This is a genomic window from Nocardia anocheti, from assembly GCF_029675105.1.
In the GTDB taxonomy this organism is placed as follows: Bacteria; Actinomycetota; Actinomycetes; order Mycobacteriales; family Mycobacteriaceae; genus Nocardia.
In genome coordinates this window covers 282,931-304,584 of record NZ_JAQQFV010000007.1, presented here as the reverse complement: position 1 = coordinate 304,584, position 21,654 = coordinate 282,931, and the positions used below count along the sequence as shown (strand labels likewise).

Genomic DNA, 21,654 nt, shown 5'->3' with positions numbered 1-21,654 from the left:
TCCTTCACGCCGCGGGGTCTATGAGGACCTTTCCCTCGACCTGGCCATTCGCGAGCCGGTCCAGGCCGGCGCCGAGGTGCGCGAGTCCGACCGGCGCTTCGGCGAATTCCTTGCCCAGAACCGGATTGTCCGCGAGTATCCGCAGAGCCGCGGGCAAATCGGTGTCACAGACGTGGGCCAATGTCGTCTCGAGGGTGATCTCGCGGAAGATCATCGCGTGCATATCGATTTCGGGCTTCTGCTTGGGAATCCCGACGGCCTCGACTCGTCCGCCGTCGGTGACGAGGTCCAGTGCGAGCGCCAGTTGTCCTGGCGCGCCGCTGGCCTCGATGACCACGTCGGGTCGAGCGCCATCGAGAGCTTCGGCGATGTCGTCGGCCAGGGACGTCGACGCCATCACAGCGAGATCGGTTCCCAGACGCTTGGCCCGAGCCAGCCGCGAGGTGGAGATGTCGACAGCCGTAGTGTGAAAGTCACCGAGATGGCGGAGGCCGGCCAGGACGAACGAACCGATGGCTCCCGCGCCGATCACCACGACGCGGTCGCCAGATGCGGCACCGGCCCGGCGCGCGGCGTGGATGCCGACTGCCAGGGGTTGGGCCAGCGCGGCGTGATCGATACCCAGCCCTGCGGGCAGGGCGCGCAGGGTCGCGGCGGGCACGGCGACATACTCGGCCATGCCGCCGTGGACGTTGAGCCCGAGCGTGCGGTAGCGTTCGCACTTGTTGGGGCGGCCTTGTCGACAGCGCCGACATTCTTCGCACCAGATGCCCGCGCCGCTGGCGACCAGCGTTCCGGGCAGAAACTGGGAAGGCGCGCGGGACTCGACTATCTCACCGACGAATTCGTGACCCGGGATGATAGGACCGAGATGTCCGCTGTGCGGGTGACGACGTTCCACGGGAAAGACTTTCGGTCCCGCGACCCACTCACCAGCGTCGGTGCCGCAGATCCCCGACCTCAACACCTTCACCAGCACCTCACCGGCGGCGAGGGTGGGAATCTCGACGTCCTCGATCCGGATGTCGCGTGGGCCGTAGTAGAGCGCGGCTTGCATGGTTGATGGCACAGCGGTGTCTTTCGTCCGTTGGTGGTTGGAGACGGGGCGGTGAAGGTCCGGGCCGGAACCTGCTGGACGGCCCGGACCTCGGGGTCATACCGTGGCGGCTGCTCCGTCGCGGGGGTCCGCGGATTGTTGAGTGGAACCCTCGTCGGTCACAGTGACGTTTCCGGTGTGGGGTAGCAGCAAGGCCACCACCGCCGCGAGAGCGAAGAAGCCCGCGCAGACGACCAGTCCACCCTGGAAGCCGATGCTGGCGGCGAGGCCCGCCAGGATGAACGGTGCCAGTGCCGAGATTCCGCGGCCGACGTTGAAGCAGAAGCCCGCTCCGGTGGCCCGCGCTCTGGTCGGGAACAACTCCCCGAGGTAGGAACCGAAGAGGCCGAAGAAGGCAGTGAAGGCGCCGAAGAGCGGCCCCAGCCACAGCAGGGCGGTCAGGTCGCTGGTCAGTGCGTAGACCGGCAGCGTCAGTGCGACACCGAGCAGGGTGATCACGATGGTGCGATGGCGGCCGATGTGGTCGGCGAGATAGCCGAAACCGTTGTAACCGGCGAACATCCCCACATTCACGATGGTGACGAACAGGGCGACCGACCCCTTGTCCAGGCCCCGCTCGGTGGTGAGGTAGGTCGGCAGCCAGGTCATCGCGCCCCAGTAGCCGAACAGGGCCAGTGCCGCCATGAGAGTGCCGAGCAGGGTGCGCCTGCGTAGCGAGGAGCCGAGCACATCGCGGACGGAGACGATATCGCCGGCGCTGCCGGCCTTCTGTTGCGCCCAGGTCGCGGATTCGGAGAAGAAGATCGCCACGATGGCGATCGGCAGCACCACCGCGGTTCCGGCGACCAGGAACATCAGCCGCCAGTCCGGCAGGAACCATCCGGAGATGGTCGCCGCCATGGCACCGCCCGCGGGGAACGCGCTGATCACGAATGCCGCCGCGCGCCCACGGTGCTTCTCCGGCCAGGTCTCGACCACGTAGGCCGAGACCACACTCCAGACCGCGCCGAGACCGATACCGGCCAGGAACCGCAGTAGCAGGAAGACCTCGAAGGTGGGAACGACCGCGGTGGCGGCGGTGAACGCTCCGAAAGTCGCCAGGGATGCGAGCAGGGCCTTCTTGCGGCCGAAGTTGTCGGCGATGTAGCCGCCCAGAACGCTGCTGACACCGATCCCGAGCAGAGTGGCGGTGGCCAGCAGACCGCCCTGGGTCACGGTCAGGCCCATGTCCTCGCGGATAGCCGGTAGGCCCATGGACAGCAGGACGATTTCGAGAGCATCGAACAGGTAGGCGAGGAAACACCCGCCGAGCACGATCCAACGTGTACGTCGTCGCATCGTTGTACCTCCAGTGTGAGCTGCTGGGTGGTGCCCGGGCAGCGGTGATCTTCGAATCACACAGGCGGCGAAGCTGCCTGCGTGTGCAGAATCGGAACGGGCACACCGACACACGCCCCATGGGGACGTGAGGCGACAGCGGTGAGCTGGTTCCGTCGATCCGGCCCGATGGGCACGGTCGTTCGGTCCGGGGAGATCCTCGGAAGACTTGGCCGCGAGAGTGCCTCAGCGGTGGTTGTGCGGAGCCAACACCAGGTCGAAAGCGATGTCGGCCCAGTGGCCCTGGGCGTGGGAACCGTCCGGAGCGGTGGTGTCGCGGTGGTGTGTCACATCGACGACGAGACTGTCCTTGACGCCGAATACCGCGTCGTGATCGAGGTAGGGGTCGCCGGCGACGAAGATGTGGGTGATCAAGCGCTGGTAGCCGGGAGCGTCGACCATGAAGTGCAGGTGCGCGGGCCGCATAGGTCCGCGGGCCGTGGCGGACAGCAGGTCACCGACGGGTCCGTCGTGCGGGATCGGATAGGGCGCGGGCAGGACCGACCAGAATCTGTACTCGCCGTCGGCCCCCGGCGGTCAGCCGCCCCCGCCCGGCACAGCGACCGTCGGGGTACTGGACATCGTAGTAGCCGTCATCGTCTGCCTCCCACACCTCGATCCGGGCCCCCTCGATCGGCTCGCCGCTGACCGAGAGGACCCGACCCGAGACGTAGCAGGCCGTGCCCGACGCGCCCTGGGCGATATCGCCGCCCAACGGGATTTCCGGCGCGTCGTCGACGAAGAACGGGCCGAAGACCGTGGATTCGGTGGCCCCCGGTGCGTCGGGCTCGTTGATCGCGACGGTGAGCATGGACAAGCCGAGGACATCGGAGAGCAGGATGAACTCCTGACGTCGACTGTCGGTGATATGCCCTGCGCGGGTCAGGAATTCGATCGCGGCCTCCCACTCGGTTCCGGTGAGCCGGATATCGCGGGCGAAGGCGTGCAGATGCCGCACCAGGCTGTGCATCAGTGCGCGCAGCCGGGCATCGGGGGTAGCGTCGAAGCTCGCCAGCACCTCGGCGGTGACCGCTGATTCCCGATCGGTGGCCAGATCACCGACCGCGCTCATCGCCCGGTCTCCACAGGGTCCGATCCCGCCCAGGCGCCACGCAGGATGGCGCGGACTCCTTCGGCGGTGACCGGAGTCGGGTTATCGGCGGGAGCGATCGCGGTGATGTCGTCGATGACGGTGTCGATGTCGGCTTCGGTCATCCCGAGGTCACGCAGACCACCGGCAATGCCCAGACCGGACCCGAGTTCGCGCAGGGCCGCGACGATGTCGGTGCGACCCATCGCCCGGGCGATGCGGGCGGTGGCGTCAGCGGCATTGTCGGCGTTGTAAGCCAGCACATAGGGCAGCACGATCGCATGGGTCTGCGCGTGCGGCAGATCGAAGGCGCCCCCGAGCACGTGACAGATCTTGTGATGCAGCCCCGAACCCGCGACCGCGAACGCCGATCCGGCCAGGTAGGCACCGAGCAGGAGCTCTTCCCTGCCGGCCAGGCCGGTGGGCGTGGCCGCGATGGTGTCGAGCCCGGTGACGAGGTGACGGATGCCGTCCTCAGCGACCGCGCTCGACACCGGGTTGCGCCGGGGCGCCCAGAAGGCTTCCACGCAGTGCGCCACCGCGTTCAGGCCGCTGGCGACCGACAGTTCCACCGGCAAGGACGCCGTCAGCTCCGGGTCGTAGACCACGGTCTTGGGCAGCACACGCCGGTCGGTGCCGGTGGTCTTGCGGCCTCGGTCGGTCATACCCCACACCGGGGTGACCTCGGATCCGGCGTAGGTCGTCGGCACCGCGACGACGGGCAGTCCGGTGGTCAGCGCGACGGCTTTGGCTGTGCCGGTGGTGGATCCACCGCCCACCGACAGCACCAGATCAGCGTCGGATTCGGTGGCGGCCTTGCGTGCCAGTTCGGCGACTTCCACCGGAACGTGCGGACGGACCTGGGAGAAGGTGGCTGCCACCCGTTCGGCGAATGGCGCGCACAATCGGGTGGCGAGTTCGCCTTCGGCGTCGGTGGCGATGAGCAGAACGCGCTCGGCGCCCAGCAGATCCAGTTCCCCGAGCAGACGGGTACGCGTAGCGCCCACGCCGAACACGATGCGCCCGGGCAGGCCGTCGTAGGTGAAGGTGGTCATCGGGACTCCTCGGGGATGACAGTGGGACCGTAGGCCAGCAGCAACCAGCGACCGTCGTGGCGCACCCAGACCGCTTGCGCTCGGTTGCGCAGTCGCTTGCGTACTCCCCCGGCGGTGATCTCGGCGTTCATCTCCCCCGCGACCACCGCGACATCACCCACGACGACGATCCGGTCGATGGGGTGCTCGATGTCGTGGTAGACGTAGAAACCGCTGCGGAGCTTGTCCAGATAGCTGTCGAGGGTGTCGACCACGGCGTTGGAATGGGTGTAGACCAAGTCCGGATGGACCAGGTCCGTGAACCCGTCGATGTCACCGGCGAGCACCGCTGCGTAGCGGGTGTCCTCGAGTGCGCGGATGGTCGATTCGATCTCGGTGGCGAGGGTGTCGCCGCTCATGAGAGAGCTCCTGTCTGCAGTACGGGGGAAGGGAGTTCGGCCGAGGCCGGGGCTGTGCGGGCACGTAGGGCAGTGAGGACCTCGGCCATGTCGGCGTCGGCGAGCCCCGCATCGACGGCGTCGCCGAGGACGGCGAACGCGGCTTCGGAGCCGGGCATGGAGAGACGGTGCCGGTGACCCAGGTCCAGTGCGAGACCGAGGTCCTTGCGGATGAGCGAGACCGGCGCCGCGACGGGGGTGGCCTCCGGCGCGAGATAAGCCTGCTTCTTGTATCCGACATAGGGCGCCCCGGCCGCGCTGTTGGCGAGGATCCCGTAGAAGATCTCGGGATCCAGGCCGCCCGCCTCGGCGAGCAGAATCCCCTCTGCCACTGCCTGGCTGAGTCCGGCCAGCACGGAGTTGACCGCGAGTTTGGCTGTTGACCCAGCACCGACCGGGCCCGCGTGGAACTGCGCCGCGCTCATGGCGGCCAGCACGGGTCGTACCCGCTCGAACTGGTGGGCGGTGGCACCGACCATCGTGGTGATGGTGGCGGCTTCGGCCATCGAGACGCTGCCGGAGACCGGTGCGTCGACGATCTCGATCCGGGACAGGGTGGCCAGCTCGCGCACGATCCCCGGGCCGACCGTGCCCATGATGATGTGCAGATGTCCGGGAGCGGCTCCGACCAGCCCGTCGGTGACCAGCGCACGCGTGGCGGCTCCGTCGGGCAGCATGCTGATGGAGATCTCGGTGGCGGCCAGCGCCTCCGGGGTGTCGACCAGCGTCACCGACTCCGGCGCCCACTCGACCATCGGGTCGTAGGCGTACACGGTGTGCCCGGCCGCGGCCAGGTGCGCGGCCATCGGCCTGCCCATTCGACCCAGTCCGGCGAACCCGATCAACATGACGTTCCTCGCTGCGCGGAAACGAAAACAGCGATCCCGAACGCCGCGGCGATACGCCGCGGACGCCGGGTCGAACCTGGGTCTGCAGGAGGAGAGAACACAGGGCTCCTTCGTCGTCGATGACAGGAAACGGGGCGAGAACACCCGCCGGATGTGTTCAGTATCATTGAACATATGTTGAGTGATGTCAACCACTGAAGATCGCGGAGCAGCATGAGAAGCATTCCAGGCAGCACGCGATTGCCTGCCAGAACCTGTGTCGACTGCCTATATCGCCGGAGAATGCGGGATAGAGGTGCGAGCCGGACTCTCGGAGTAAGTTCATCACCAGTGAACGGCTATCGTTCATTGTTGGTTGACGAGCAGACTAGGGGTGCGCTGATGCAGGACAGGATCGGCCCCGCGCTGAAACAGGCGCGCTTGGATCGCGGCTCGAGCTTGCGCGGGGTGGCCGCGGCGGTCGGCATTTCGGCCAGCCAGCTGTCCCAGATCGAGAACAACAAGTCCCAGCCCTCGGTGAGCACTCTCTACGCGCTGGTCAACCACCTCGAGATGTCCCTGGACGAGCTACTGGGTATCGGCCACCGCCGAGCCGCCGAGCACGCCGAGTCGTCGAATCGCGCCGCGGTGCCGGTTGTCCAGCGAGGCGTGGACAATCCGGTGCTCGAGATGGCCAACGGCGTGCGGTGGGAGAAACTTGCCGTCGGTCCGGAATCAGATGTGGATGCCCTGCTGGTCACCTACGAACCGGGTGCGGCGAGCTCGGTCGACCGGATGCCCATGCGGCACTCGGGAACCGAGTACGCCTACCTGTTCACCGGGGAGCTGACCCTGTTGCTCGGCTTCGACAAGTACACGATCACCGCCGGTGATTCGCTCTGGTTCGACTCCACCCGCCCCCATATGTACGTCAACCAGACAGAGCGACCCGCGCGAGGCGTGTGGTTCGTGTCCGGTCGCCACCAGCCCGGTCCGACCCGGGAGTGGGTGGCAGCCCAGCTCGGCGATGCACCGTCGCCGGGTTCACCCCGAGTGAACAGCGCGGTGGACGCCCTCGATCTGCTGGGCAGCACGGTCGCGCGGGGGCCCGCGGTCGATCGCGACTCCTAGCCGCGATCGACCGCGGAGGCGGATCAGAGTCGCTCGAAAACGGCCGCCAATCCCTGCCCGCCACCGATGCACATGGTTTCCAGCCCGTATCGACCGCCCCTACGCGACAATTCGTGAAGCAGCGTGGCCAGGAGGCGGGCGCCGGTGGCGCCGACCGGATGCCCGAGGGAGATTCCCGACCCGTTGGGATTGATCCGCGGGTCGTCGGGTTCGACCTTCCAGCTTCGCAGGACGGCCAGGGTCTGCGCGGCGAAGGCCTCGTTCAGCTCGATGACGTCCATATCGTCGAGTGTGAGATCCAGCCTGGCCAGCGCCTTGTCGGTCGCCGGGACCGGTCCGATGCCCATGGTGGCCGGTGGCACACCGGCGACCGCCCACGAGGCGAGCCTCGCCATCGGCCGCAGTCCGAGCACTTCGGCGCGCCGCGGGGTGGTCACGATGCACACGGCCGCGCCGTCGTTCTGACCGCTGGAGTTGCCCGCGGTGACCGTGGCATCAGTGTCCACGGCGGCGCGCAGGGGCCGCAGACGACCCAGCGTGTGGATGTCGGTATCGGCCCGGGGATGCTCGTCGACACTCACCCGGATCGGATCCTGATGGCGCCGTGGCACCGTGACCGGCACCATCTCGGCATCGAAGCGCCCCTCGCGCTGGGCGGCGACCGCCCGCCGGTGCGATTGCACGGCCAGCGCGTCCTGATCGGTGCGGGTGATGCGGAACTGGGCGCGCAAATTCTCCGCCGTTTCGATCATGCCGCCGGGCACGGGAAAGTTCCTGCCACCGGCGGTGATCCGAGCTCGGGCCAGGCGATCGTGCAGCACCGGGCCATCGCCACGGACGCCCCAGCGAATACTGTCGGAATAGAACTCGGTGCGGCTCATCGACTCCACCCCACCGGCCAGCACGAGATCACTGCCACCGGACTGCACCTGCATGCACGCCTGCAACACCGCTTGCAGACCCGATCCGCAGCGCCGGTCCACCTGGAGCCCCGGCACACCGACACCCAGTCCCGCGTCGAGCGCGGCGATACGCCCGATCGCGGGCGCCTCACCATTGGGCGAGGCCTGCCCCAGGATGACGTCGTCGATGTGCTCGGCAGCCAGGCCGGTGCGCGTGATCAGCTCGGTGATCACCGTGGCGGCCAGGTCCTGTGCGGTGAGGTCTTTGAAGACGCCGCCGAACCGGCCGACCGGGGTGCGCAGGGGTTGGCAGATGACAGCTTCGGGCATGGAACTTCCTCGTAGTCAGGTGTTGGAACGAATCTGTGTCAGGTCGTGCTCGATCGCGGCGCTGGTCTCGAGCAATGCGGGTATCAGGCGGGCACGGACCTCGCCCATGGAGTAGCGAGCGGCGTGAGTGGAGATGTTCACCGCGGCGACGACCGTTCCGTGCTGATCGCGGATCGGAGCGGCCATCGACCGCAAACCCTCTTCGAGTTCCTGGTCGACCACGCAGTACCCGTCGGCACGAACCCGTTCCAGCTCGGCACGCAGTTGCGCCGCGGTGGTGACGGTGCTCGGCGTGATCGGTGTCAGGTCGGCCTCGGCGAGGTAACGGTCCAACCCCTCGGTGGGCAGATCGGCGAGCAGGACCCGTCCCATCGAGGTGGCGAAGGCGGGAAAGCGGGTGCCGATATCGATCGAGACGGTCATGATCCGGCTCACCGGCACGCGGGCGACGTAGACGATGTCGGTGCCGTCCAGGATCGACACCGAGGTGGACTCGCGAACGTTCTCGGCCAGCGCCTCGAGATGCGGGCCGGCCAGCTCGGGCAGTGACAAGCTCGACAGGAAGCTGTAGCCGAGCTCGAGAACCCTTGGCGTGAGCCAGAACTGACTGCCGTCGGTGCGCACGTAACCGAGCTCGACCAGGGTGAGCAGGAATCGGCGCGCGGTCGCCCGCGTCAGGTCGGTGGCGGCGGCGACTTCGCTGAGTGTGCGCCGCGGATGGTCGGCATCGAACGATCGGATGACGGCCAGGCCTCGCCCGAGGGACTGCACGTAATCCGGTGACGGCTCGGTCATGACTGCCGTGACTCCTCTCCCGATGGACTCGGCTGCATCCACCCCGCGGCGGACATCGGTCCATCGGGCTGAGGCTACGGCGCGGACGCGCGCGAAGAGGATCCGGCGCGGCAGCTGCCGACCGGTCGCATCCACCCCCCACGACGATCGTCGTGTTCGCCATGCGAACGAGTGTACTCATTGCGAACTTTTCGTCTAGTATCGGTGCCGTGATGGACAAAGTCATTGCGACGGCAGCCGCGGCCGTCGCCGATATCCACGACGGCGCCTCGCTCGCGGTCGGCGGGTTCGGGCTCGTCGGGGTGCCCCAGGCACTCATCGACGCCGTACTCGCCCAAGGCGCCTCCGAGCTCGAGGTGGTCAGCAACAACTGCGGCACCGCCGGGTCCGGGCTGGGCATCCTGCTCGAAGCACACCGGATCCGCCGCACGACCAGCTCCTATGTCGGATCGAACGCCGAGTTCGCCCGACAGTTCCTGGCGGGCGAACTCGAAGTCGAACTGACACCCCAGGGGACACTGGCCGAGCGCATGCGCGCCGGTGGTGCGGGCATTCCCGCGTTCTACACCCCGGCGGGCGTCGGAACCCAGGTCGCCGAAGGCGGCCTGCCCTTGCGCTATGACGGGAGCGGCGGAATCGCGCTGGCGAGCCCAGCCAAGGAGACCCGCGTCTTCGACGGGGTGCGTTACGTACTCGAACAGGCGATAGTCACCGATTTCGCGCTGGTCCACGCCTGGAAGGGCGACCGCCACGGCAATCTCGTCTACCGGCGCAGCGCACGCAATTTCAACCCGCCCGCCGCCGCGGCCGGACGCATCACCATCGCCCAGGTCGAGGAGCTGGTCGAGCCCGGTGACATCGATCCCGACGAGATCCACACCCCCGGTATCCACATCCAGCGGGTCGTGCACGTCGGCAAGGTCGAGGTCGGCATCGAGAACAGGACGGTCCGCGCATGAGTCGCACCCGCAACGAGCTGGCCGCGCGCGTCGCCGCCGAGCTGCACGACGGCCAGTACGTCAATCTCGGGATCGGCATGCCCACCCTGGTCCCCAACCACCTCGCCGACGACGTGACCGTCGTCCTGCACTCGGAGAACGGCGTCCTCGGCGTCGGCCCCTATCCGGCAGAGGCCGAAGTCGACCCCGAATTGATCAACGCGGGCAAGGAGACGATCACCGTCCTGCCCGGCGCTTCCTACTTCGACTCGGCGCAGTCCTTCGGCATGATCCGCGGTGGCTGCGTCGATGTCGCTGTTCTCGGCGCCATGCAGGTCAGCGCACGCGGCGATCTGGCGAATTGGATGATCCCGGGCAAGATGGTCAAGGGCATGGGTGGCGCGATGGACCTGGTCCACGGCGCGAAACGGGTCATCGTGATGATGGACCACTGCTCGCGCAGCGGCGAACCCAAGATCGTCGAGGAGTGCAGCCTGCCGTTGACCGGAACGGGCTGTGTGCACCGCATCATCACCGACCTGGCCGTCTTCGATGTCGGACCGACCGGACTGGTTCTCGTCGAAACCGCGCCCGGCGTAGGGGAATCCGAGATCCGGCACGCTACCGGTGCCGATTACACGGTCGCGCTGGAGACAGCCGACCGATGACGCCGGACAACGACTGCGATATTCATCCGCCACGAACTTTCGGCTGGCCATGGCGAGTCGTCACAGGAGAGCGGTTCAATCCGTGGTGGAGTGTCGTCTACCTGGTTCTACATCCCCTGGCGCGATCGCTCGTCTCGATGCGATCCCGTGGATTCGAGAACATCCCGAGCACGGGACCGGCGATCATCGTGTGCAATCACGTATCCCACATCGACCCGTTGCTGATCGGGCGGTTCCTCGTGGACGCCGGTCGAAGTCCGCATTTCCTCGCCAAGCGTGAAGCGTTCACGGGGTTCCCCGGCGTGGTGCTGCGGGCTGCCGAGCAGATCCCGGTCGATCGCGAGGGCACTCCCGGCGAGGCCTTCCAGGCCGCTTCCGCAGCCCTGCGAGCCGGACAGATCGTCGTGATCATGCCGGAGGGGACCATCACCCGAGATCCCGAAGGAATGCCCGGACCACTGAAAACCGGCGCCGCCCGCCTGGCGCAATCGAACCCGGACGTTCCGGTCGTTCTCATCTCCCAATGGGGAGTGCAACGGTCGATCAATCTCTACCACAAGAGATTCCGCCTGTTTCCTCGGATCAGACATTTCGTCACCGCACACCCACCGCTCGAGTTCGACGACGACCTCGATGTCGCCGCGCGAACCGCGATGATCGCAGAACTCCTCGTCGAGGGCATAATGCACCACAGGGATTCAGCCTACGATCGGGGACACCCCGACAAGACGTATCTCTAGTGCGCATTCCATCGCCAGGGAAGACACAATTCGCCCCGCGAGCAAACAAATCGGTATCGAACTCTTCGCTGCATCATCTCTGACCATCGGTCGCCACGATCCTGATCACCCGCCCGCTTTCTACAGCAGGGTCGCGATCGCCTGCTCGCAACCAGCACAATTCAGAAGGCACGCGCCACCTGACGCCAGCACCCTGCCGAATACCTCGCCGTACTGACGGTAGACGCCGCCAAGCAGTTGGACCACGCCGGTCACGGCTAAACCGCGCAGCGCCACTACATCGAGTCGCTCAACGAGGTCGACGACTTCACCGGCCTCCTCGACGAGGTTTCGCAGTGAACTCATGTCGAAGGCGTGTCAGACATCAAATTTCGGTCCTCGACGCGAGCCTGCGCCCGCCATCGGGAGGAGGAGGGGTTTCGGGGCCGTTCAGGTGCCTCGAGGCGGTGCGGCAGAATGGTCTGGTGAGCACGGTAGGCCTGCCTGATCAGATGCCTGGCCTGCGGGTACTCCCGCCGGTCGAGTGGCGGGAGCGGGCGCGGGCGCATCGGGAGCGGCTCGATCGACTGGTGGGGCCGTATCTGGAGCGGCGGGCGGCGGGGACTACGCATCCGGTCATCGATTTTCTGTTCACCTACTACGGCAACAAACCCTCGCAGTTGCGGCGGTGGCATCCGGGGTTCGGGGTCGGGCTGCGGGATGCGGGCGAGTACGACGGGGCTCGGGGGTATCACCGGGTGGGTGAGGACGTCTACACCGCTGATCCGGCGTATCTGGACAAGCGGGGCGACACCGTCGAGTTCGTCGCGGGATTGCTCGGGGCGACGGCGGGGCGGCCCGCGCAGCTGTCGTGTTTCGGGTTGCACGAGTGGGCGATGGTGTATCGGACCGACGACGTGCGGCATCAGCAGGTGCCGTTGCGGTTGGGGCACGCGGGGACCGATGCGGTGGTGGAGTCGATGTCGTTGCGGTGCACGCATTTCGACGCGTTCCGGTTCTTCACCCCGGACGCGGTGGGTCGCAATGCCGAACCGCTGACCCGGGCCGACCAGGTGCGTCGGGAGCAACCGGGCTGTCTGCACGCGAACATGGACATCTACAAGTGGAGTTTCAAGCTCGCGCCGCTCATCGGGTCCGATCTGATGCTCGACTGCTTCGAACTCGCCTGCGCCGCACGCGAACTCGACATGCGGGCCAGCCCGTACGACCTGCGCGAGTTCGGGTACGAGCCGGTGCGGATCGAGACCCCGGCGGGCCGGGCCGAGTACGTGCGCGCGCAGGCCGCGATCGCCGAGACGGCGGCGACGCTGCGGGAACGGCTGCGCCGGGACTGCCTCGCCCTGTCCGCGGCGCGGTCGCTCGAGGCCTAACCCCGCTCGGTCGGTTCCTTGCCCTTCGCGACGACGTCCTCGGCGTCCCGCACCACCACCTCGAGTTCCTCGGTCGGCTCGGTGACCAGCGAGAAGTCGCCCTCGTGCAGTTCGGTGCCCTTGTCGACGGCGACCTCGACGAGTTCGATTCCGCGGTCGGCGCGCAGGATCAGGGGGTCGTCGCGCAGGTCCTTGTAGAGCGACACGCACATGCCCACCATCACCACGAGGAACGGGAGCGACACCACCGTCGTCAGCGCCTGCAGACCGGTGAGCGCACCACCGAGATTGTCCGAATCGGCGATCACCAGCATGATCGCGGCGACGGCGCCGGTCGCCGCGCCCCAGAAGATGACGGTCAGCCGGGACGGTTCGATACTGCCGCGCTCGGACAGCGTGCCCATGACGATGGAGGCCGCGTCGGCACCGGAGACGAAGAAGATGCCGACCAGGATCATCACCACGATCGTGGTCACCGAGACGATCGGGTACTGGTCCAGGAGATGGAACAGCGCGTTGTCGGAGTCGACGGTGCCGTCGGGTTCGGTGAGATTGTGGTGCTCGGTCTGCTCGGCGATGCCCGCGCCGCCGAAGATCGCGAACCACAGCAGGCTCACCGCGCTCGGCACCAGCAGCACGCCGGTGACGAACTGGCGGATGGTGCGACCCCGGCTGATCCGGGCGATGAACATGCCGACGAACGGGGTCCACGAGATCCACCACGCCCAGTAGAAGATGGTCCAGCTCGACAGCCACGCCTTCATCGCCTCGTCGCCCGCGCCGGTGCGCGAGGCCATGGTGGGCAGGAACTCGACGTAGTCGCCGAGGGAGATCGGCAGCATGTTGAGCATGAACAGCGTCGGCCCGGCGATGAACACGAACGCCGCGATCGCCAGCGCCAGGACCATATTGATGTTGGACAGCCACTGGATGCCGCGTTCCACGCCGGAGACCGCCGAGATCACGAACGCGACGGTCAGCGCCGAGATGATCGCGACCAGACCGACCTTGCCGATCCCGTCGATCCAGCCGTTGAACTCCATGCCCGCGCCGATCTGCAAGGCGCCCAAGCCCAGCGACGCGGCGGAGCCGAACAGCGTGGCGAAGATGGCCATCATGTCGATGGCCCGCCCACCCAGACCCTCGGCGCGGCGGCCGAGCAGCGGCCGGAACACCGAGGAGATCAGCTGCGAACGACCCTTGCGGAAGGTGCCGTAGGCGATGGCCAGACCGGCCACGGCGTAGATCGCCCAGGGGTGCAGGGTCCAGTGGAACAGCGTGGTGGCCATCGCGACCTCGGCCGCGGCGGGGCTGCCGGGCTCAGCGGTGTGCGGGGGCGGATTCACGAAGTGCGACAGCGGTTCGGCGACGCCCCAGAACATCAGGCCGATGCCCATGCCCGCGCTGAACATCATCGCGATCCAGGAGACGGTCCGGAACTCGGGCTTCTCGTCGTCGTCACCGAGCGGGATGCGACCGTAGCGGCTGATCGCCAGCCAGATGACGAAGAAGACGAACGCCGTCGCGACCAGCACGAAGAGCCAGCCGGTATTGGTGATGACCCAGCGCTGGGCCGAACTCGCGAAGGAGGCCAGGCTCTCGTCGTCGAGCACACCCCAGACGACGAAGGCCACCGTGCCGATCGCGGTGGCGCAGAAGACGAACAGGTCCAGCCGGGGTTTGCCCGGCGATCGGCGGGCTACCGCGTCCTCGGCTCCGTCCGTGCCCCCCGAGGTGCCTACGACATCGTTCGACATGGAGTCCGAGTCCTTTCCGATCGCAGTGTCGGCGGATCGCGCCGCGCCAGTCGCTCTCCGAGCAACCGTACAGCGTGCCACCGACAGCGGGGCGGATTCGACCCGCCGGGCGAGCGGCCGATTCGCCGAAACCGACCGTGCGGGTGTCGCACTCGCCTTACCATCCGAGAACGGCAACTGTCTGAGCCAGTCGGTGCCGGAACAGCTCGGTCGGGGAGGCACGATGCGTACACGAACACTTCGTCACTGGACGGCACTGGCGGCGGTGGCCGCGCTGACCGCCGTCGGGCTCCCCTCGGGCGCCGCCGCCGATCCGGTCGCCGACCTCGCCGGGACCGTCCAGGAGTTCCTCGATGTGGGACGCACCGCCGTGCCCAGGGCCGCGTGCGGGCCCGGTTCGCTGCCCGAGACCGGGCTCCAGGGCGACGTCCCCGCGGCTGACCGGGACAGTGGTCGCAGCACCCAGGGTTATCGCTGCAACATGTCGATGGTCGGCGGGTATACCGGGCGCGGGGCGGGCATCACCTCCACCAGCTTCGAACACTGCGCCTACGTCGGGTCGTTCTTCCCCGGCACCCTGCTCGGCGAGCATCCGGGCGTGCAGGTGCTCGACGTGTCGGATCCGGCGAATCCGGTACTCACCGCGACGCTGGCCGAGCCCGCGATGCTGGCCGGAACGTGGGAGACGTTGAAGGTCAACACCACTCGCAAACTGCTCGTCGGCACCGGTGTGCCGGTCGGGCTCGGGGCGGGGTATCTGTCGGTCTACGACATCTCCGACTGCGCACATCCCCGGCTGCTCAACCCGGGCACCGGGTCGAATCTGCTGATGCCGCTGCCGATCACCACGCACGAGGGCGGCTTCTCCCCCGACGGACGCACCTACTGGGCCTCGGGTCTGGTCCCCGGCTTCCTCAGCGCCGTCGATCTCACCGATCCCGCGCAGCCACGGGTGATCTGGCAGGGCCTCACCGGAATCGAGGCGCACGGGATGGGCGTGAGCCCCGACGGCAATCGGCTCTACATCTCCGCGCTGGGCGGTTTCACGGTGCTGGATGTGAGCGCGGTGCAGCGGCGTGACCCGAATCCGCAGGTGCCGCATCTGGGCCGCACGTTCTGGACCGACGGCTGGGCCACCCAGCACAGCGTGCCCGTCACCTACGACGGCGTCCCGCATCTGTTCACCGTCGACGAGGGCGGGTCGGGCGGGGTGAAGCTCATCGACGTCGCCGACGACACGGCACCGCGGATCCGGACGAAGGTCAAGCTCGAGATCAATCTGCCCGAGAACATCGATGCCGGAATCGGTTCGGCCATGGGCGGTTCGGCGTTCTCCTACGAATCGCACTACTGCACCGCCGACCGGCCCGACGATCCGACGGCACTGGCCTGCGGCTGGATCTCCTCGGGAATCCGGGTGTTCGACGTGCGCGATCCCGACGCGATCCGCGAGATCGCCTATTTCAATCCACCGGCCAGGACCGGACGCAATCTCGAGATCTGGAATTCGCCGCACGCGCTGGCCTCGATCATCGGCATTCCGGTGATGAGCGCGCCCGCGGCCCTGCGTTCGCTGGCGGAGGGTCTGGTCGATCCGGCCCAGATCCTCACTGCCAGGGCGGGCGACATCGCCTTCGGGGACCTGTCCACCGATTGGTGTCTGTCGCCGCCGGAATGGCGCGGTGACCAGCTGTATGTCACCTGCTCGGACAACGGGTTCATGGTGTTGCGGCTCGACAACGGCGTCTACACCCCGCCCGCCGATCAGCAGTCGACGGTGGGGTCGTGAGCGGGCGGCTGGCCGCCGGGGTGGCCGCGGCGGTCTTCCTGCTGGTGCTCGGCGCCGCCCTGCGACCGCTGCTGATTCCAGAACGGGCCACGCCCACACCGGTTCTCACCGCGACCGAACTGGGTTTCGTGCAGGACATGACCGCGCATCACCAGCAGGCGCTGATCCTGACCGAGCGCCTGGACCCGGCCGCCGACCCGACCGTGCGGCGCCTCGCCGAACAGATCGCGGACACGCAGCGGGTGGAGATCGGCACCCTGCTCGGCTGGACCCAACTGGCCGGGGCCGCGCCCACGGCGGCCCAGCCCATGGCGTGGATGCCGGAAACCGCAGGCCACCACCATGATTCGGCCACGACATCGGTGACGATGCCCGGCATGGCCACCACCGCCGACCTCGACACCCTGTCTGCGGCACGCGGCGCCGAGGCCGAAACCCTGTTCCTGCGCCTGATGTACCGCCACCACGCGGGCGGCATCACCATGGCCAGGACGGCCGATTCACTACTCGCGTCGGGACCGGTCAAACAGTCGGCGCGGGCGATGGTGCAGTCGCAGAGCCAGGAGCTGGGCTATCTCGGGATGCTGCTCGACGCGCGGGGCGCACGTCCCTGACCGCGACCGGCGTGCGGCCGGATACGCGCCTACGATGCGGTCATGAGCGGGGCGGGCGCGCGGATGTGTCCGAGTGCGCACCGGCGGGTGGGTGGGCGGGTGAGGACAACGTCACCGTAGGGCAACTGCTCAGAAAATCACAGGCAACGGGATCTGTGGACGATATGTCGGATTATCGGTGACCTGTGGGCGGAGGCTGACGTGGTGGTGAGCGTACGAGCGGGCGTGGTGGCGGCCGAGTGCGGCCTGGCCAGGGTGCGCGCGCGGATCGCGGCGGAATTGGCGCCGATCGGGGTGCGCGAGCTGCCGGTGGCCGACGCGATCGGGGCGACGCTGGCCGCCGCGCTGACCGCCGGGACGCCGTTGCCGCGCGTGGACAGCGCGGCCATGGACGGCTACGCCGTCGCCGGGCCGGGACCGTGGTGGCGGCTGCATCAGCAGGTGCGCTACGCGGGCCGGGCCTGCTCGACGGTGCTTGCGCCCGGCGAGGCGGTGCGTATCGCCACCGGCGCCGCCACCCCTTTGGGCACCACGGCGACGCTGCGGGACGAGCACGTGGTGCGCACGACGGTCTCGGGGAAACAGGTCGTCATGCGCGCCCCCGAGGCGCCGCTGCGCGACGACACCCGTCGCCAGGGTGAGCACTGGGACAGCGGGACCGTCCTCGCGCACGCGGGCACCCGGGTCTCGGCCGCGCTCGCCTCCGCCGCGTTGAGCGCCGAAGCCGAAACCGTCACCGTGCGGGGGCCGTTGCGCGCCGATGTGGTGATGACCGGCGACGAGATCCGGGCCGTGGGGCCACTCGGGCACGGGGAGACCCGTGACTCACTGGGTCCGGTGCTGCCGGAGTTCCTGCGCTGCTGCGATATCGAGAGCACCGGGCTGTGGCATCTGGCCGACAGCCAGGATCTGTTGCGGTCGTGGCTGGGGCTGAAGTCCCATGCCGACCTGGTGGTGATGGTCGGCGCGACCGGTGGCGGCGCCGCCGACCACCTGCGCGGCCTGCTCGCCGACCTGGGTGCGCGCGTCATCGTGGATCGGATCGCCTTGCGTCCCGGCGGGTCCACCCTGGTCGCGCAGCTTCCGGACGGGCGGGTTCTGCTCGGTCTGCCGGGCAATCCGCTGGCCGCCGTCGCCGCCCTGCTCGCGGTCGGCCCCGCCATCGTCGACGCGCTCACCCTGCGTACTCCGGGAGCCACCATGTGGGGGCGCCTGTCGGACGCGGGTGTCATGGCGGGTGAAGCCACGCGGATCGTGCCCGTCCAACAGCATCCCGGTGGGGTCTGGCGCAGTACCGGGCCCGCCCACACACCCCATCTGGCCGGGCTCATCGGCTGCCAGGCGCTCGCTGTTCTGCCGCCGGGCACCGGTCGCGGCACCCTGGTCGAGCTGCTTCCGCTCCCCCGCTGATCACCGTGTCCGGGCGCCGGAGCGGGCGGTCCACCAGCCACATCACCGCGCGGTAGAGCAGGACGGACGGGACGACGACCAGCAGGACGACGCGCAAGACCAGCAGCGCGCCCACGGCGATCACGTAGGCGGGGCTCAGGCCGCCGGGGGAACCGAAGCCGTGGCGGGCCGACAAGGCGGCCACGATCACTGTCAGGACGAGGTAGGCGGTGCCGAGGAGCACCGGCAGACGAACCACACGCCAGCAGGAGAGCAGCAGGGCGGTGTTCACCGCGCCAGCTCCGGGCCGGAGGTCAGGAAGGCGAGCAGCAGGGCATTGCCGATGACGCCGCCGCTGGCGAACCGCGCGCGGTCGCCGCTCCGCAGGGGCAGGCCGAACAGGTCGGTGGTGCGGAACAGGCGGGTGAACAGGTCGTGATGCCCGAAGGCGCGGGCCGGGGCGAGCGCGAACCCGGTGGCCGAGACGGAGATTCCGAGAATCAGTGTGCCGCTGTCCATGTCCCCGGCGCCGCTGTATCCGTTGCCGTATTCGTCGATCGCGCCGAAGCCCAGGACGCCGCGTTCCTGAGCGAACAGACCCGCCGCCAATTCCTCGGCGAGCGACCGGTCCGCGAAACCCGCGAAATAGGCGGCCAATCCGGTTCCGGAGGCGCGGGGCGCGTCATGGGCGCGTCCGTCCACGCCCATCCGCTGGATGACCAACCCCGTCGGCCGGTCGATCTGCACCGCGCGCACCTTCTCCGCCCAGTGGGTGAGAACCGCCGAGTGATCGGCGCCGGTGACCCGCCCGTGGACCGCGATCGCCGCCGCCACCGCCGCCACGTCCGTCGGGTAGGCCTCGCCGGGAAAGGTGTCGAGCAGCCCCGTCGGCGAGGCGAGCAGGCGCCGTTCGAACGCGGCGATCAGGGCGTCGTGGCGCGCCGCGAGGTCAGCCGGGAAGGCCGGGTCGACCAACCGCGCCATCCCCAGCGCCAGCGCGGGATACGACAGGTAGGCATGCCCATCCGCACTGTCCAACTCCGACAGCCCGTCCCGGCCGTGCCACGCGTCGGTGAACTCGTACCGCAGCTGCGGCAGCAGACTCTTCGTCGCCGCCCGCGTGACCACCGGCCCGTACCGCCCCGCCCACTCCGGATGCGCCAACACCACCTGCGCCAACCCCAACGCCGTCATCTGATGCGCGAGCAACCCCCACATCCCCACGACCCGATCCCGCCCACCCCCGGCCCGCCACCGATCGTCGTCGTCCTCGAAGGCCACCATCTCCTCCGCCAACGCCCGCACCCGCCCCGCCTCCCCGCGATACCACTCCCCCGCCTCCCGCCCACACCACCACCGAGGCACGGTGCTCACCACAGCGACCGACACCACGACAGCAATCACGACCGCGACGATCCGCCGAACCCGACGTCCACCCCACACCATCCGGCGCGATCCTCCCATCCCACGAAGATACCTGCGCGCCAACACACTTCACCGCCCTCGCGCTCCCGGCACCGCGCCAGTCGGAGAGACCACGATCCCGCCTGCGGCGAGGGAGGTGGCAGACGACAGCCCCGATGCGCGGGCACATCGGGGCTGTCGTGGGAGCTGGGTCAGCCGTGCTGGGGTGGTTGCCAGGGGCGGCCGTAAGGGTCTTCCGGGCGGGGTGGCTGGTGCTGGGGTGGTGGGGGCTGGTGCTGTCGGGGTGGGGCGGGGTGTTGTTGGGGGGCGATGGGGGGTGGGATGGGGAGTGGGGGTTCCGACGGGGTGGTCGGCTTGGGGCGGGGGGTGTCGAGGCTGTCGACGGGGGTGCGGGCGGTGGCCTCGGCGGCGCGGACGGCCTGTTCGATCTTCGGGTCGGAGGCGGTTTCGAACCAGTCGGCGACGTCGGAGTCGTCCTCGATCTTGACCGGGGCCACCTCCTCGGTGGACGGCTCGTAGCGGAAGACGCCGTCCTCGCCCTTGGTGGCGAAGTTCTGGGCGAAACCCTCGAGCGCCTTGCCGAAGTCGCTGGGGACCAGCCACACCTTGTTGGCGTCGCCGCGCGCGACCATGGGCAGCGTCTGCATGTACTGGTAGGCCAGCAGCTCGGGGGTGGGCTTGCCGTTCTTGATCGCGGCGAACACCTTCTCGATGGCCTTGGCCTGGCCCTGCGCCTGCAGGTAGGACGCGGCGCGCTCACCCTGGGCGCGCAGGATGCGGCTCTGGCGCTCACCCTCGGCCGAGAGGATCGCCGACTGCTTGGCACCCTCGGCGGAGAGGATCTGCGCCTGCTTGGCACCCTCGGCGGTCTTGATCTGCGACTCGCGGGTGCCCTCGGCGGTGAGGATCATCGCGCGCTTCTCGCGGTCGGCCTTCATCTGCTTCTCCATCGATTCCTGGATCGACGGCGGCGGATCGATGGACTTGAGCTCGACGCGGGCCACTCGCAGGCCCCAGCGGCCGGTGGCCTCGTCGAGGACGCCGCGCAGCTGGTTGTTGATCTGGTCGCGCGAGGTGAGTGTCTCCTCCAGCGTCATCCCGCCGACCACATTGCGCAGCGTGGTGACGGTGAGCTGCTCGACCGCGGCGATGTAGTTGCTGATCTCGTAGACCGCGGCCTGCGGGCTGGTGACCTGGAAGTAGACCACCGAGTCGATCTGCAGGGTCAGGTTGTCCTGGGTGATCACCGGCTGGGGCGGGAAGGACACGACGCGTTCGCGCAGATCGACTTTCGCGCGCACCCGGTCGGCGAACGGGACGAGGAACGTCAGCTGACCGGACACCGTGCGCGAGTAGCGCCCGAGACGTTCGATCACCGCCGCCTCGGCCTGCGGCACGAGCGCGATCGATTTGAAGACCACCACCACGACCAACAGGACGAGGACGGCGGCCACGATCAAGGCAACCATTGCTTAGGGACCCTTCCAGACGACGGCGGTGGCGCCGTCGATCTTCATCACGTAGACGGTCACTCCGGCTTCGTACTTCTCGCTCGGATCCAGCGGACGCGCGGTCCACACCTCACCGCCGAGCTTCACCTGCCCCGAATGCGCCGCCACCTCCTCGAGCACCAGCGCCGACTTGCCGGTGAGGGCGTCGACATTGGTCGGAATCGGTGGGGGCGTACCGAATCGGCGACGCAGCACCGGCCGCACCCCGAGGAACAGCACCCCCGCGCTCGCGGCGAAGACCAGCGCGTCACCCCACAGCGGCAGACCGGCCGCGGCGCTGACGCCCGCGGTGCCGAGCGCGGCCGCACCGAGCATGAGCAGCGTCAGATCCCCGGTGAGCATTTCCGCCGCCGCGAGCACGATGCCCGCGATCAGCCAGACTATTGCGGCCACCCCACCACCGTACCGTCTCGGACACTGTTCGGGCCGGACAAGAGGAAACGCCCCCGGTG

Annotated in this window: 21 protein-coding genes and 1 pseudogene; 8 read left to right on the top strand and 14 right to left on the bottom strand. The window is 68.4% G+C overall.

Annotated elements, in window-relative coordinates; all coding sequences use genetic code 11:
• Positions 1-4: 4 nt before the first annotated feature.
• The 6 genes and pseudogenes from QC180_RS20425 to QC180_RS20400 form a co-directional block, all read right to left on the bottom strand.
• Positions 5-1,057, bottom strand: coding sequence for a zinc-dependent alcohol dehydrogenase (locus QC180_RS20425; RefSeq protein ID WP_278264375.1), 1,053 nt, complete (start codon positions 1,055-1,057; stop codon positions 5-7).
• Positions 1,058-1,153: 96 nt separating this feature from the next.
• Positions 1,154-2,395, bottom strand: coding sequence for an MFS transporter (locus tag QC180_RS20420; protein ID WP_278264374.1), 1,242 nt, complete (start codon positions 2,393-2,395; stop codon positions 1,154-1,156).
• 225 nt (positions 2,396-2,620) lie between these two features.
• Positions 2,621-3,506, bottom strand: a pseudogene (locus tag QC180_RS20415) (intradiol ring-cleavage dioxygenase).
• Entirely contained in the window at positions 3,503-4,579 is a 1,077-nt protein-coding gene (locus QC180_RS20410) for a maleylacetate reductase (protein WP_278264373.1), read from the bottom strand. The pseudogene QC180_RS20415 and the gene QC180_RS20410 overlap by 4 nt, the downstream one beginning before the upstream one ends.
• On the bottom strand, positions 4,576-4,977 hold the full coding sequence (locus QC180_RS20405) for a nuclear transport factor 2 family protein (RefSeq protein ID WP_278264372.1): 402 nt from the start codon (positions 4,975-4,977) through the stop codon (positions 4,576-4,578). The genes QC180_RS20410 and QC180_RS20405 overlap by 4 nt, the downstream gene beginning before the upstream one ends.
• Entirely contained in the window at positions 4,974-5,864 is an 891-nt protein-coding gene (locus tag QC180_RS20400) for an NAD(P)-dependent oxidoreductase (RefSeq protein WP_278264371.1), read from the bottom strand. The genes QC180_RS20405 and QC180_RS20400 overlap by 4 nt, the downstream gene beginning before the upstream one ends.
• A gap of 381 nt (positions 5,865-6,245) precedes the next feature.
• On the opposite strand from QC180_RS20400, the gene QC180_RS20395 reads away from it, so the two are divergent.
• Entirely contained in the window at positions 6,246-6,974 is a 729-nt protein-coding gene (locus QC180_RS20395) for a helix-turn-helix domain-containing protein (RefSeq protein WP_278264370.1), read from the top strand.
• Positions 6,975-6,997: 23 nt separating this feature from the next.
• Here QC180_RS20395 and QC180_RS20390 read toward each other — a convergent pair whose 3' ends face one another.
• Together QC180_RS20390 and QC180_RS20385 are read right to left on the bottom strand one after the other, a co-directional pair.
• Positions 6,998-8,206 (bottom strand): acetyl-CoA C-acetyltransferase, encoded by a 1,209-nt coding sequence (locus QC180_RS20390; RefSeq protein WP_278264369.1) that lies wholly within the window; start codon positions 8,204-8,206, stop codon positions 6,998-7,000.
• A 15-nt stretch (positions 8,207-8,221) separates the two neighbouring features.
• Complete coding sequence (locus QC180_RS20385) at positions 8,222-9,001, bottom strand: IclR family transcriptional regulator (protein WP_278264368.1); 780 nt, start codon at positions 8,999-9,001, stop codon at positions 8,222-8,224.
• Positions 9,002-9,213: 212 nt separating this feature from the next.
• On the opposite strand from QC180_RS20385, the gene QC180_RS20380 reads away from it, so the two are divergent.
• The 3 genes from QC180_RS20380 to QC180_RS20370 are packed head-to-tail and all read left to right on the top strand — an operon-like array spanning position 9,214 to position 11,347.
• Positions 9,214-9,960 carry a CoA transferase subunit A gene (locus tag QC180_RS20380; protein ID WP_278264367.1) on the top strand — a complete coding sequence of 249 codons (747 nt, stop codon included), beginning with the start codon at positions 9,214-9,216 and terminating at the stop codon, positions 9,958-9,960.
• On the top strand, positions 9,957-10,607 hold the full coding sequence (locus QC180_RS20375) for a CoA transferase subunit B (protein WP_278264366.1): 651 nt from the start codon (positions 9,957-9,959) through the stop codon (positions 10,605-10,607). Before QC180_RS20380 ends, QC180_RS20375 begins: the two co-directional genes overlap by 4 nt.
• Positions 10,604-11,347 carry a lysophospholipid acyltransferase family protein gene (locus QC180_RS20370; protein ID WP_278264365.1) on the top strand — a complete coding sequence of 248 codons (744 nt, stop codon included), beginning with the start codon at positions 10,604-10,606 and terminating at the stop codon, positions 11,345-11,347. Before QC180_RS20375 ends, QC180_RS20370 begins: the two co-directional genes overlap by 4 nt.
• A gap of 120 nt (positions 11,348-11,467) precedes the next feature.
• On the opposite strand, the gene QC180_RS20365 is transcribed toward QC180_RS20370, so the two are convergent.
• On the bottom strand, positions 11,468-11,692 hold the full coding sequence (locus QC180_RS20365) for a hypothetical protein (protein WP_278264364.1): 225 nt from the start codon (positions 11,690-11,692) through the stop codon (positions 11,468-11,470).
• A 146-nt stretch (positions 11,693-11,838) separates the two neighbouring features.
• Here QC180_RS20365 and QC180_RS20360 point away from each other — a divergent pair, with 146 nt between their 5' ends.
• Positions 11,839-12,717 carry a 3-methyladenine DNA glycosylase gene (locus QC180_RS20360; protein ID WP_278264541.1) on the top strand — a complete coding sequence of 293 codons (879 nt, stop codon included), beginning with the start codon at positions 11,839-11,841 and terminating at the stop codon, positions 12,715-12,717.
• On the opposite strand, the gene QC180_RS20355 is transcribed toward QC180_RS20360, so the two are convergent.
• Positions 12,714-14,474 carry a BCCT family transporter gene (locus tag QC180_RS20355; RefSeq protein ID WP_278264363.1) on the bottom strand — a complete coding sequence of 587 codons (1,761 nt, stop codon included), beginning with the start codon at positions 14,472-14,474 and terminating at the stop codon, positions 12,714-12,716. The two genes, QC180_RS20360 and QC180_RS20355, sit on opposite strands and share 4 nt — an antisense overlap.
• A gap of 223 nt (positions 14,475-14,697) precedes the next feature.
• On the opposite strand from QC180_RS20355, the gene QC180_RS20350 reads away from it, so the two are divergent.
• The 3 genes from QC180_RS20350 to QC180_RS20340 all read left to right on the top strand — a co-directional run bounded on the left by QC180_RS20350 (position 14,698) and on the right by QC180_RS20340 (position 18,287).
• Positions 14,698-16,263, top strand: a complete 1,566-nt coding sequence (locus tag QC180_RS20350; protein ID WP_278264362.1) for an LVIVD repeat-containing protein — start codon at positions 14,698-14,700, stop codon at positions 16,261-16,263.
• Entirely contained in the window at positions 16,260-16,877 is a 618-nt protein-coding gene (locus tag QC180_RS20345; protein ID WP_278264361.1) for a DUF305 domain-containing protein, read from the top strand. The genes QC180_RS20350 and QC180_RS20345 overlap by 4 nt, the downstream gene beginning before the upstream one ends.
• A 204-nt stretch (positions 16,878-17,081) precedes the next feature.
• Positions 17,082-18,287, top strand: a complete 1,206-nt coding sequence (locus tag QC180_RS20340) for a molybdopterin-binding protein (RefSeq protein ID WP_278264360.1) — start codon at positions 17,082-17,084, stop codon at positions 18,285-18,287.
• Here the strand turns inward: QC180_RS20340 and QC180_RS20335 are convergent.
• The 4 genes from QC180_RS20335 to QC180_RS20320 all read right to left on the bottom strand — a co-directional run bounded on the left by QC180_RS20335 (position 18,205) and on the right by QC180_RS20320 (position 21,595).
• On the bottom strand, positions 18,205-18,558 hold the full coding sequence (locus tag QC180_RS20335; RefSeq protein ID WP_278264359.1) for a hypothetical protein: 354 nt from the start codon (positions 18,556-18,558) through the stop codon (positions 18,205-18,207). The two genes, QC180_RS20340 and QC180_RS20335, sit on opposite strands and share 83 nt — an antisense overlap.
• Complete coding sequence (locus tag QC180_RS20330) at positions 18,555-19,670, bottom strand: hypothetical protein (protein ID WP_278264358.1); 1,116 nt, start codon at positions 19,668-19,670, stop codon at positions 18,555-18,557. Before QC180_RS20330 ends, QC180_RS20335 begins: the two co-directional genes overlap by 4 nt.
• Before the next feature lie 212 nt (positions 19,671-19,882).
• Complete coding sequence (locus tag QC180_RS20325) at positions 19,883-21,160, bottom strand: SPFH domain-containing protein (protein WP_278264357.1); 1,278 nt, start codon at positions 21,158-21,160, stop codon at positions 19,883-19,885.
• Between the two features lie 3 nt (positions 21,161-21,163).
• Positions 21,164-21,595: an NfeD family protein gene (locus tag QC180_RS20320; RefSeq protein ID WP_278264356.1), complete on the bottom strand. Its 432-nt coding sequence runs from the start codon at positions 21,593-21,595 to the stop codon at positions 21,164-21,166.
• Between the last annotated feature and the right edge of the window lie 59 nt (positions 21,596-21,654).